The organism is Nocardia macrotermitis (genome assembly GCF_009604405.1).
In the GTDB taxonomy this organism is placed as follows: domain Bacteria; phylum Actinomycetota; class Actinomycetes; order Mycobacteriales; family Mycobacteriaceae; genus Nocardia; species Nocardia macrotermitis.
Map to the genome: position 1 here is coordinate 225,878 of NZ_WEGK01000013.1, position 11,506 is coordinate 237,383.

The following is an 11,506-nucleotide window of genomic DNA, read 5'->3' on the forward strand; positions in this document are numbered from 1 at the left end:
GTGAAGCTCGGCCCGCGTCGGATACCTCGGGGGCGCCATCAATGTTGTCGCGATAGCGAGCAATCCGACAGCATCCTTGCTGCTAATTCTCTGCTAATACCCTGATAAATGCTTCGTGATCATGCAGAGATTGATCACCAGGTACGTTACGGCGCGGTCGGTGGGAGGTGACTGTACAAAATATCCAGGTTTGCGTGGGGATCATTGATCGATGATCGGGCGCACGCTCAACGGGTCCTCGCCGATGGCGTCGTCGAGGTGCCGTTTGGAGTCCAGGGACGACGAACGTTTGCGATCTTTCTGCTGGCCCTGCCCCTGCTGACCGCCCATACCGCTCATCGGCATCATCGGTGTCTGCTGTTGCTGCTGCTGGTCCGCGGTGAGCGCGTTCTTCTGGTTCCCCTGCGGTTCGGCGCTCAGACTGCCCGAACCGCCTGGGAACTGACCCGCCTGTGCGGTCGGGTCCTCGGACAGCGGTCCCGACGCGCCGAGCGGGCCGAGGCCACCGCCGCCACCGCCGCTGCCGAGTCCATCCAGCCCGCCCGGACCGCTCCCGAACGTGGCGAGCCGGTTGCCCCCGGACCCGCCGGCCAGGCTGGCCGGATTGATCTCGTTGGGAAAGCCGCTCGCGCCGAACAAACCGGGGAAGCCGCTGCCGCCGAGCAGATCCTGGAGCAGCGAAGCGATCGGACCCGAGGCGCTGAGCAGATCGTTGCCGGAGCTGCCGTCGCTGCCCGAGATACCGGAGTAATTACTGCCGGTGTAGTCGCTCCCAGAGCTGCCGGTGTACGTGCTGCCCAGGAGATCGGAGTAGGGACTCCCCGAGATGTCCGAGTAATAGGGGCTGTAGTAGTCGCTGCCCGAACTGCCGAGCGTACTGAGCGGACTGGTGCTGCCGAGGGGAGTCGAGGAGTAGGTGGGGAGTGTCGAGCCGTTGCCGAGCGAGGAGCCGTTGCCGAGGGAGGAGTCGCCGCCGAGGGGGGGTGTGCTGGCGGAGTAGGTGGGGAGTGAACTGCCGTTGCCGAGGGACGATGGCGTGCTGTCCGAATAGGCCGGCAGCGAGCTGCTGGGCGATGTGCTGCTGGGGTTCGTGTTGCCGCTGCCCTGGGCGGGTGTGACGCTCGAATAGGTGGGTTGGAGTGGGACGGTGCTGCCGCTGCCGTCGTTTGTGGTGGGGGTGAGGTCGGTCGAGGTGGGTCCGGTGCTGCCGGTGGGGCCGGAGGTGCCGTTGTGGTCCGCGGCGTATGCGGCGGCGGCGCCGCTGGCGTAACCGTCGTTGAAGCCGGAAATGTAAGCCGCGTTCGGGTCACCCGGGCCGCTGCTGCCGTAGGGGATGCGATCGCCGGGGCCGGAGATCGCGTTGGGGTCGCCGGGTCCGCTGAGTCCGTTGTAGTTGTAGGTGGTGTAGTAGGGGCCGCTGAGTCCGTTGGGTCCGCTGATGGTGTTGGGGTCGGGGGTTTGGCTGCCGCTGCCGCCGTTTGGTCCGCTGGCGGTGGTGGTGCCGGGGTCGCTGAAGGTGGGGATGACGGCGGCGATTTTTTGGAGGCCGGGTGCGTAGAGGAGGTTGAATTCGTTGTGGACTTTGCCGAGGGTCCAGGCGTTGGCGAGTTTGGTTTTGGAGCAGAGTTTGCCGTTGTTGAGGTAGCCCCAGGGGTATGTTCCGCCGGCGGTGAGTCTGAATCCTTTGCCGGGCATCCAGTCGTAGATCTTGTTCTGGAGGCTGGCGAGGTCGACGAGGGCGTTGTACATGGCGTTGATGGTTTGGCCGAGTGCGGTGACCGCGCCGTTGACGTAGTTGTCGACGGCGTTGACTGCGGCGGTGGCTGATTCGCCGGTCCAGGCTCCTGAGTTCATGGCTGCGGCGATGTTTTGTTGGAAGGTGTGTGCGTAGCCCATCCAGGTGATTTGGATGTTGTGCCAGCCGTTGATGGCGTCGTGCATGCTGTCTCTGTTGTAGCCGATGCAGTCGGCGATGTATTTGAGTTGTTGCCAGCTGAAGCTGTCGGCGGTTTCGGCGAGGCTGGCGATGCTGGCGGCGTAGGTGTCGGGGGTCAGGAGGTTGGTGCCGCTGCCGCCGAGGGGGGCGGGGCCGCTGGCGGAGTAGGCGGGGACGGTGGTGGTGTCGGAGGTGAGGTATTCGGTGGTTTTGAAGGTGTCGGTTTTGTTGGGGTCGAGGGCTCCGAAGTTGGTGGCGGTTTGGTTTTCGTTTGCTTGGAAGTTGTGGGTGGCTTCTTCGAAGGTGGCGCCCATGTCGGTGAGGATGAGTTTGTGTTCGTAGAGGGTGTTGTACAGCTCTGTCCATTTGCCGGCCAGGAGTTCGCGGAAGGCTTTGGCGGAGGCGAGGGTTTCTTCGTGGTAGTTGCCGGAGATGGAGAGTAGGGGCTTTTGGGGTGGGTTGTTGAAGTAGCCGATGGTGTTCATCATGGTTTCGACGTTGCCGAGGAAGTCGTGTACGGCGTTGTAGCAGGCTTGGGCGACTTTGGGGTCGAACATGAGGGTGGTGTTGGGGCCTGCTGCGGGGATGGTGGATCCCGAGGCGGATTGGTACAGGCCTACCCAGGCTGAGTTGTCGAAACCCGAACCACTTGCCGTCACCGTATGCTCTCCGAATTTTCTTCCATACCAACGACTTTCACGGAACCAGGGTGCGGTCGAACAGCTAGTCGTCGAAGATGCTGGACCGCGCGTACGGTTCCGAGTTCTCTTCCCACGAGGTCCGCAGCACTTCGGCGGCCTTCTGGTCGATGCGCCGTCGTAGACCGTCGGCGTCGATGCCGACCGCCGATACCGGCGGGGTCAGCTCGACGAGATAACGCCCGTCGTCGGGGTGGTCCTCCCAGAACAGATAATCCGCCCAGTCGATGACCACCGCGTTCGGTGGCATCGGACCGGCCTGTGCGTCGTCTTCCGCGTTGCCCTGGTGGAACCCGATCATGCCGACCAACGATTTGGTCGACTGCTGCCAGCCGCGGCTCCGTACGTCGAGATCGTTGTCACCGTCGTCGTAGAAGCTGGATCGCCCGCCGCGGCTCCAATCGTCCGTGCCCCCGCGGCCGGAGATCTCGTAGTCGGACAGTTCGACGCGCCCCTGCGTTCCCGCCGGCGCCTGGGGCAGCGCCTCGACGATGAGGGACGACAGTTCCGCCGGATCGCATTCGACGATCCGATAACGCTCGCAACTCGTACCGGCCGCGTTGTAGAAGCCCTCGATCAGCGCGGCCCGGGATCCGCTTCGGAAGCACAGCATGTCGTACTGGAGCGCCGGGCCGTCGTCGCGGGGGTCCCAGGCCGAGACCTCGATCCGCAGTTCCGGCTCACCGGTCCAGGAGATCAGGTCGGCCAGGTCGGGATCCCAGTTCGCCCGCAGCTGTTTCCAGATGCGTGCCTCCTCGTTCAGTGCGTTGATGCGGGTTTGCAGCGTCGGGCTGAGATAGGTGAAGGGCGGGGGCAGCGTGCGGCCGAGCAGCCTCTTCATCAGGATCACGAATTCCAGGCCCTCGACGTACCAGGTGCGTTCCATATCAGGCGTTCTCCTCCGGTGTGCCGAACATGATCGGACCCGATCCCGCGTTCGCCTCGAAGCCCGCGATATCGAAGCGCACGGCGCCCGGGCCCGTGATGCCCCCCGCGGCGAGACCCGCCACGGGCTGGTGCGGGATCGACGTGGTGTCCTGCGGGATCCCCGCGCGGAAGGCGGGGTGCCCCGGTCCTTCCGGACCGGTCGTGCCCAGGGGAGTGGCGTACAGCTGCCCCTCCAGGGAGGTGCGCGGGAACAGATCGGAATCCTGTTCGGTACCCCAGATGGCCTCGGTCGCGGCGCGCTGGATGTCTTCGCCGGCGTTGTGCAGGGCGGTGGACACGTCGTGGGCGATCGCCTGGCCGTGGTCGCCGAGTGTCCGTGCGGCCTCGGTGAGGGTCTGGTGCAGGGATGCCATGCCGCTCTGGTACTGCTGGCCGAGTTGCTGCAGGGCCTGTGGGAGCTGGGCCATCATCTGCTGGCCGATCTGCTCGAGTCCGGGCACGCCCGATCCGATCAGCTGCAGCGCCTCGGTGAGGAAGCTGAGCTGGTCCGTGGTGCTGCCGGAGGCCGAGTAGCTGCCGAAGTAGTTGCCCGAGCCGCCGTCGCTGCCCGAGGTGCCGTCGCTGCCCGAGCTGCCGTCGTGGCCGGAGCTGCCGTCGCTGCCTGAAGTCGAGGAGCTGCCGCTGCCCCCGGTCGTCCCGGGGCCGGTGCTGCCGGTGGCCGATTGCAGGGGGGTGCCGTACGACGATTGGGTGTTGCCGTTACCGACGCCGCTGCCGCTGCCGCCGACGGCCGATTGCAGGGGGGTGCCGTACGACGACTGGGTGTTGCCGAGGCCGCTGCCGCTGCCGTTGGTGGTGGGGGTGTTGCTGCCGTAGGGGTTGCTGCTGCTGCCGCTGCCGCCGGTCGCCGTCTGTAGGGGGGAGCCGTACGAGGACGGGCTGCTGCCGAGGCCGCTGCCGCTGCCCGTGGGGGAGGTGTTGCCCGAGGGGCCGAGGGCCGAGGAGGGGTCGGTGTTGCCGCTGCCGCTGCCGCTGCCGCCGGTGGCCGTCTCCAAGGGGTTGCTGTTGGTGGGGCCGGTGGGGCCGGAGGCGGTCTGGGGGCCGGAGCTGCCGTTGTGGTCCGCGGCGTAGGCGGCGGCGTAGCCGCTGGCGTAGCCGTCGTTGAAGCCGGAGACGTAGGCGGCGTTGGGGTCGCCGGGTCCGCTGAGTCCGTTGTAGTTGTAGGTGGTGTAGTAGGGGCCGCTGAGTCCGTTGGGTCCGCTGATGGTGTTGGGGTCGGGGGTTTGGCTGCCGCTGCCGCCGTTTGGTCCGCTGGCGGTGGTGGTGCCGGGGTCGCTGAAGGTGGGGATGACGGCGGCGATTTTTTGGAGGCCGGGTGCGTAGAGGAGGTTGAATTCGTTGTGGACTTTGCCGAGGGTCCAGGCGTTGGCGAGTTTGGTTTTGGAGCAGAGTTTGCCGTTGTTGAGGTAGCCCCAGGGGTATGTTCCGCCGGCGGTGAGTCTGAATCCTTTGCCGGGCATCCAGTCGTAGATCTTGTTCTGGAGGCTGGCGAGGTCGACGAGGGCGTTGTACATGGCGTTGATGGTTTGGCCGAGTGCGGTGACCGCGCCGTTGACGTAGTTGTCGACGGCGTTGACTGCGGCGGTGGCTGATTCGCCGGTCCAGGCTCCTGAGTTCATGGCTGCGGCGATGTTTTGTTGGAAGGTGTGTGCGTAGCCCATCCAGGTGATTTGGATGTTGTGCCAGCCGTTGATGGCGTCGTGCATGCTGTCTCTGTTGTAGCCGATGCAGTCGGCGATGTATTTGAGTTGTTGCCAGCTGAAGCTGTCGGCGGTTTCGGCGAGGCTGGCGATGCTGGCGGCGTAGGTGTCGGGGGTCAGGAGGTTGGTGCCGCTGCCGCCGAGGGGGGCGGGGCCGCTGGCGGAGTAGGCGGGGACGGTGGTGGTGTCGGAGGTGAGGTATTCGGTGGTTTTGAAGGTGTCGGTTTTGTTGGGGTCGAGGGCTCCGAAGTTGGTGGCGGTTTGGTTTTCGTTTGCTTGGAAGTTGTGGGTGGCTTCTTCGAAGGTGGCGCCCATGTCGGTGAGGATGAGTTTGTGTTCGTAGAGGGTGTTGTACAGCTCTGTCCATTTGCCGGCCAGGAGTTCGCGGAAGGCTTTGGCGGAGGCGAGGGTTTCTTCGTGGTAGTTGCCGGAGATGGAGAGTAGGGGCTTTTGGGGTGGGTTGTTGAAGTAGCCGATGGTGTTCATCATGGTTTCGACGTTGCCGAGGAAGTCGTGTACGGCGTTGTAGCAGGCTTGGGCGACTTTGGGGTCGAACATGAGGGTGGTGTTGGGGCCTGCTGCGGGGATGGTGGATCCCGAGGCGGATTGGTACAGGCCTACCCAGGCTGAGTTGTCGAAACCCGAACCACTTGCCGTCACCACACGCTCCCGTCGTGATCGAGCCAGCTGCGCGGCTCGTAGTCGTTGTCGTCTTCGTCGTCGATCTCGTTCTGTTCCACCGCATCCGGCTCGGGGAGCCCCAGCAGGTCCAGAACATGGTCGGTCAGCCCCAGCTGTGCCAGGTGTGTGCGCCGGGCCGCGCCCGCGCGTCCCGCCGCCAGCCGGCACAGTCGTAGTAGGTCATCGGCCAGTTCCGCAGGGGGGCGGCGGAGCTGGCCGGCATCCACGTGCACGTTCTGTAGCATGCCGGATTCGGTTGCGGTGACAATGATTTCGCCGTTCCGCAGCATGGCCTGACCGAGGGTGGCAGCGGTGAATCCGTCGGCCTGCGCCGGGTCCGCGGGTGGCGGGGCGGCCGGGTCTGGAGGCGTCTCGTGGTCCGGCGTCCCGTACTCCACGGGGCCCGGGTACAGCGCGGTATCCTGTACCGCCCCGGGCGTCGAGGAGGCGAAATCGCCCGGGTACCAAGCGGATTCAGGCACGGTGCTCGTCCTCCAGGGTTTCCAGTACGACGGCGATGTCGGTCGCGATCAGCTGCGCCACCCGCCGCTGGTCCGCGCCGACCGCCACCGGGTCGGGGGTATCGGGAATCACGTAGCGGCCGTCGTCGACCAGATCACGCCAGTAGATTCGCCGGGTGAGGATCCCGCGCGGCCCGAAAATCGAACTGCCCTGGGATGTTTCGATGCTGCCGAGCATCCGGACCGGATGTTCGACGAAGGCCACGCTGCGCGCCTCGAGTTCCCGGTAGTTGTCGAACACCGCGGACTGCCCGTACCAGTGGTCGGTGTCGCTGCGATCCTGGGACTGCACCATCGGGATGTCCGGCAGCCGACCCGGCTCGCACATTGGCAGCGCGCCCACCATGCCGCCCGCGAGTCGTCCGGCGTCGCCCATGGTGACCACGAAACCGCCACTGTGCCACATGGATTCGCCGGGCAACTGACGGATCAGCACGGCCGCCGCCCCCTGCCGGGCGCCGACCACCCGCACCCGCGCGGTGGAGTCCTCGGGTCGGCGCGGGTCCACCGCGTGCGCCACCACCCGGACCTCCGCGCGCGCCACCCGGCCGAGTGCGTCGTACAGCGTCCCGTCGTAACGGTCCTGCATATCGACCCAGGTGCGGCTGGACAGGCGCGCGTATTCGTCGGCGTAGTGCACCGGCAGCAGCGCGCACAGCGGCGACGGCAGCCGTTCGGCGAACAGCCGGTCCCACGCGACGACCAGTTCGGCGGCGCTGAGATTCCAGGTGACGGCCATCAGTCCACCACCGGCCGGATACCGCGTTCGAGCTCGCCGACCGCCTCGTCCAGGTGCTCGGTGGATTTGAGCAGGTCCGAGCGGGTGCGGTCCTGCTCCTGGCCGGTCCTGCCCGCGCCCAGGCCACCCATTCCGCCCATGCCCATCGGCATCCCGCCCGGTTGCGACTGCGCGGTCAGCGGTCCGGTGGCACCCAACGGAGTGTCCGGTGTCGCACCCGCTTTCGCGACGATGTTCGAGAGGTGATCGCTGGGTGAAGACTGCGGGGTGAAGGCGGACAGGCCGACATCGCCGGGACTACCGAGACCGTCCATGCCGTCCAGTCCACCCAGTCCACCCAGGCCACCGAGTCCGCCGCCGGCGCTGAGTCCGAGTCCGTCGAGCACGCTGTCCGGGCCGAACAGTTTGTCGTGCGGTCCGCTGATCGACGCACCCGGCAGCGAGTCGGCGGGCGATCGCAGGTTGGTCATCGCGCCGCTGAACGCGTTCTCCAGCATGGACAGCAGTCCCATCGCGCCGGAGGCGGAGAGGCTGCCCGAGACGTCGCCCAGGCTGCCGCTGACGGCGGCGGTGAACCAGCTGTCCTTGCCCTCCCCGCTGCCTGTGATCGAGGCGTTGCCCATGGCGGACAAGAAGCTGCTGCCCGAGATATCGGAGCCGCCGGTCCCGCCCAGGCCGTCGGCCACTGTGATGGCGCCGGACGCGCAGACGCCCTCCCAGCCCGACGCGCTGCCGGAGGCGTCCTGGCCGTTGCTGATGACCGAGGTGGGACCGGTGGGTGCGGTGCTGCCGCTGGCATCGGCGAGTGCGGTCCAGACGCTGGTTGGCTGGAGGGGGTAGGTACTCGAGAGCGGCTCCGACGGCGCGCCGCTGATCGCGGTGGTGGAGCCGTTCGTGGTGCTGTTGGGGTCGGTCGTACCGGGGCCGGAGATGGCGGTTTCGGTGACCGTGGGCCCGTTGGTGGTCGGGTCGGTGTCACCGGGGCCGGAGATGGCGGTGCTCGCCTGGAGCGGGGTGTAGTTGTCGCCGGATCCGCCGGTGGGGAGGGGCGATGCGGCGGGCCCGGTCGACCCGCTGGGCCCACTCGGCCCGTTGTCGGAACCCGATGCGCCGGGCGGGGTTTCGGGTCCGCTGCCCCCGGTCGGGGTGCTGCCGCCGTCGGTCACCTGATTCGGCTCGGGCAACGTGACGATGTGGTTGCTGGTCGACCCGAACGAGTTCGTGTAATACGTGGTGAACGCGTTCTGATACGGCTCGGTCTCCCTGGCGATGTCGGCGGGAGTGGTGTGATAACCCGACCCGCTGGTGGTCGGCGGGTTCGGCGAGGTCGGCATGGTGCTGTGGGTTTCCTGCAACCAGCGCGCGGTGTTGAGCAGGATGTCGCCGATCTTGTTCATATCGTCGGTCAGCAGGTGGGCGGCGGTGAGGTAGTTGTTCGTGGCGGTGACCGCGGCCTGCGCGCCCTGACCGGTCCAGTCCTTCGCCGCGGCCCCGATGCTGTTGCCCAGGGTGGTGAAGTCCGTGGCCAGGTTCTTGGCCAGCCAGTACCAGACGCCCGCGGCATCGGCGACGGCCTGGGGTTTGATGCTCTGGCCGATGGCGTACAGCTGCTGCCAGCTGAAATTGCCGCCCACCTCCGGCGTGATGCCCAGTGCATCCATGGCGCCGCTGGACGGGGTCGATGTCGGCTGCGCGTTGGGTATTCCCTGGGATTTCGGCGCACCGTCGGGCGTGATCGGGGCCGAGCCCTTGAACGAGATGTTCTCGAAGCTCTCGGTCGACTCCTGTTCGGTGTGCGCGTACTGCTTCCCGGCCGATACGAACGTGTTGCCCATATCGGTCAGTACGCTGCGGTGCCGGTCCAGCCGTTCCTGTAGTTCGACGTCGAGTTTGCGCTCGAAGGCGGCGGCCAGCTCTTGGCCCGAAGTCGTCCCGGCAATGTCCGGACTACCCTGCTTGGAGTTGCCGCGGATCCAATTCTGCACGCCGACAACCGAATTCAGCATCGTCTCGACATGATGGGCGGCCTTCTCCGCGACGCCGGATTGCAGCATGAGCTGCCCCTCGCTCGCGTGCGAGCTCAGGTTCGGCCAGTCGGTGTCGTCGCCGCCGGTTCCCACGATCAAACTCCCACGTGCGGCACGGTTCAGCGCAACTGCTGTCCGAGCTCGGCGATGCCTTGCAGGGCCTCACCCACCCCGGCGCGCTTGCTGGGGTCGACGGCGATCGGCGCGAACAACGCGGTGGTCTTGTCGGCCACGTCGGTCACCGCCTTGCGGGATGCCTCGGTGATCGCGGTGGCGATCTCGTCGTAGTCGAGATCGGTGATGTCGGTGGAGAATTTGATGTCGATCGCGATGCCGTCCGCGTTGACCGTCACGGTGACCCGGCGGCGTTCGGCGGTGCCGGTGCCGGTCAACTGCGTGCGTTCGGCTTTGAGGCGAGCGATCTGTTCGAGCCGATCCTCGAATCGGTCGAGCTGCTGATCCGTCTCGTCGGTGGGCATTCCGGGCGTTCCTCTCAGCGATCGAATGTGCTGCGACGGGTCGGACGGTATTCGACCGAATCATCGAATCCGGCTACCGGGGAATCGGTTTGCCGTTCACTGGGACGGGTCAGCGGTGCGACGGACGGTTCGGTGATCCGGTCGCGCAGTGCGGGCAGACCCTGCACCAGATCCGAGAGCTGCGGTATCGCGGCTCGCGCGGCGAGCAGCGGGGCGAGCAACTCCTCGTTCTTCCGTTTCACCTCGGCCGCGGCCTGCTGCGCCGCCTCGAGTGTGGCGCGGGCGATGCGGCTGTAGGTGAGGTCCTCCACATCATCGCTGAAGGTGACCTCGGTGATGGATCCGGAAGCGTTGACAGTCACCGCGATTCGGCCCCGCTCCACCTGAGCGTTCCCGGTCAGCGTGTCGCGCTTGTGCCGGGCCTGCTCGGCCTGTTCCATCGCCGCGAAGATGGAATCCAGCACCTGGGACGCGTCGGTGATCAGTCGGTCATTTTGATTGGACATAGTGCCGCACAACACCTCTCAACTTGGTTCGGCTCGTGCTCTCGTATTCCGAACGGCTCGGCATCACAGGTTCGACGACGTTGTCGTGGACTGTTCGATGCCCGCGGTTTCGAACGGCAGTCCGGTGTACGTGGTCAGGTATTCGAGCACCGCAGCGGGATCGCGACCCCGGCCGCCGTCGGGCAGCAGGACCAGGAAGTGGCCCGGTTCGCTCTGCTGTTCACCGAGCAGTGCGACCTGCCCGAGTTCGCGCAATCGCAGTACCAGCAGCGGGGATTCGGCCTCGGTCGACACCGCGTCGGAGGTGGTGTCGAACGCGGCCCGCACCGACTGCTCCACCACTGGCAGCGGCTGATGCAGCCAGGCGATCGGCACGCTGTCCGCGAGCGCGGGCCACTGCTCCGGATCGACCGGCACCAGCGCCGGGTCCGGCCACGGCCGCCGTCGGTCCAGTTCGGCCAGCAGCTGTCGCAGGAACGCCAGAATCGTTGTCTCGGTGTGGTTTTCGGCGGCGGCCAGCGCACCCGGCGGTAGTTCGTCGTCGTCGACGGCATGAGCGAAAACCGGCCGGAAATCCGTCACTGTGACGGGATAGCTGACCTGGTCGATCAGATCGTCGGCGGCATGGGCGACCAGCTCGCTGTCGGTCAACTCCGGGACGTAACGCATGGAGGCGCAGAACATTTCGAGCAGCATCTCGTACCGGTCGTCGGTGTCCGAGATGGCGACTGGGCCGGTCACTAGCCGCCGCTACCGGTCGCGCCGATGTTCTTGATGAACTCTTCGCCGTAGGCGTCCTCACCGTTCTGGAACGCCTTGCCCGCCTGGACCGCATCATCGCCGAACATGGTGAACATGGTTTCGAACGACTGCAATGCGCCGCTCGCGCCGATCAGGGCCTCCTTGGCCTTCAGATAGCCGTTCTCACCCTCGGAGAACTGCTTGCCGAGATGATCGTGGCCCCAGCACTCGCCGAGCGCGTTGAGCGATTCGTTCAGATTCGTCACCAGCGACTGGACGGTGACCCCGAGGCTCTGGAAATTCTTGCCCGCGACAGTCAGGCCATTGGTGTCGACTTCGAGCGGTTCGGAGGAGTCGGATGCCATCGGATCTCCTGACGGGACAGTACTGTGGCCGGAACTCCGACGTATGGGTGGCGACGGACTCGGACAACGCGGATCGTTGCGGCCAGTCTGCCAGCCCCCGGGATATAGCCGACTGGACGTTTTGACCAGTTCTCACCGGTGGGAGGCGGGTCACACCATGGCGGG

General features: G+C 66.3%; 10 protein-coding genes. All 10 read right to left on the bottom strand.

Annotation, left to right across the window (positions count from 1 at the left end; translation table 11 throughout):
- Positions 1-201: 201 nt before the first annotated feature.
- Positions 202-2,595 carry a hypothetical protein gene (locus tag NRB20_RS27620; RefSeq protein WP_153414074.1) on the bottom strand — a complete coding sequence of 798 codons (2,394 nt, stop codon included), beginning with the start codon at positions 2,593-2,595 and terminating at the stop codon, positions 202-204.
- A 64-nt stretch (positions 2,596-2,659) separates the two neighbouring features.
- Complete coding sequence (locus NRB20_RS27625) at positions 2,660-3,520, bottom strand: ESX secretion-associated protein EspG (RefSeq protein WP_153414076.1); 861 nt, start codon at positions 3,518-3,520, stop codon at positions 2,660-2,662.
- A gap of 1 nt (position 3,521) precedes the next feature.
- Positions 3,522-5,942 carry a hypothetical protein gene (locus NRB20_RS27630; protein ID WP_153414078.1) on the bottom strand — a complete coding sequence of 807 codons (2,421 nt, stop codon included), beginning with the start codon at positions 5,940-5,942 and terminating at the stop codon, positions 3,522-3,524.
- Positions 5,939-6,445 carry a hypothetical protein gene (locus tag NRB20_RS38505; protein ID WP_227833922.1) on the bottom strand — a complete coding sequence of 169 codons (507 nt, stop codon included), beginning with the start codon at positions 6,443-6,445 and terminating at the stop codon, positions 5,939-5,941. The genes NRB20_RS27630 and NRB20_RS38505 overlap by 4 nt, the downstream gene beginning before the upstream one ends.
- Complete coding sequence (locus tag NRB20_RS27640) at positions 6,438-7,223, bottom strand: ESX secretion-associated protein EspG (RefSeq protein ID WP_153414080.1); 786 nt, start codon at positions 7,221-7,223, stop codon at positions 6,438-6,440. Before NRB20_RS27640 ends, NRB20_RS38505 begins: the two co-directional genes overlap by 8 nt.
- Complete coding sequence (locus NRB20_RS27645; RefSeq protein WP_153414082.1) at positions 7,223-9,343, bottom strand: hypothetical protein; 2,121 nt, start codon at positions 9,341-9,343, stop codon at positions 7,223-7,225. Before NRB20_RS27645 ends, NRB20_RS27640 begins: the two co-directional genes overlap by 1 nt.
- Before the next feature lie 26 nt (positions 9,344-9,369).
- On the bottom strand, positions 9,370-9,729 hold the full coding sequence (locus NRB20_RS27650) for a YbaB/EbfC family nucleoid-associated protein (protein WP_153414084.1): 360 nt from the start codon (positions 9,727-9,729) through the stop codon (positions 9,370-9,372).
- 14 nt (positions 9,730-9,743) lie between these two features.
- Complete coding sequence (locus NRB20_RS27655) at positions 9,744-10,235, bottom strand: YbaB/EbfC family nucleoid-associated protein (protein ID WP_153414086.1); 492 nt, start codon at positions 10,233-10,235, stop codon at positions 9,744-9,746.
- Positions 10,236-10,298: 63 nt separating this feature from the next.
- Entirely contained in the window at positions 10,299-10,976 is a 678-nt protein-coding gene (locus tag NRB20_RS27660) for a hypothetical protein (RefSeq protein WP_153414088.1), read from the bottom strand.
- On the bottom strand, positions 10,976-11,341 hold the full coding sequence (locus tag NRB20_RS27665) for a hypothetical protein (RefSeq protein WP_153414089.1): 366 nt from the start codon (positions 11,339-11,341) through the stop codon (positions 10,976-10,978). Before NRB20_RS27665 ends, NRB20_RS27660 begins: the two co-directional genes overlap by 1 nt.
- Between the last annotated feature and the right edge of the window lie 165 nt (positions 11,342-11,506).

Excerpts from the sequence above, each read along its gene's own strand:
- NRB20_RS27625 (WP_153414076.1), bottom strand. The coding sequence starts at position 3,520 with ATGGAACGCACCTGGTACGTCGAGGGCCTGGAATTCGTGATCCTGATG.
- NRB20_RS27655 (WP_153414086.1), bottom strand. The coding sequence starts at position 10,235 with ATGTCCAATCAAAATGACCGACTGATCACCGACGCGTCCCAGGTGCTG.
- NRB20_RS27665 (WP_153414089.1), bottom strand. The coding sequence starts at position 11,341 with ATGGCATCCGACTCCTCCGAACCGCTCGAAGTCGACACCAATGGCCTG.
- NRB20_RS27640 (WP_153414080.1), bottom strand. The coding sequence starts at position 7,223 with ATGGCCGTCACCTGGAATCTCAGCGCCGCCGAACTGGTCGTCGCGTGG.
- NRB20_RS27650 (WP_153414084.1), bottom strand. The coding sequence starts at position 9,729 with ATGCCCACCGACGAGACGGATCAGCAGCTCGACCGATTCGAGGATCGG.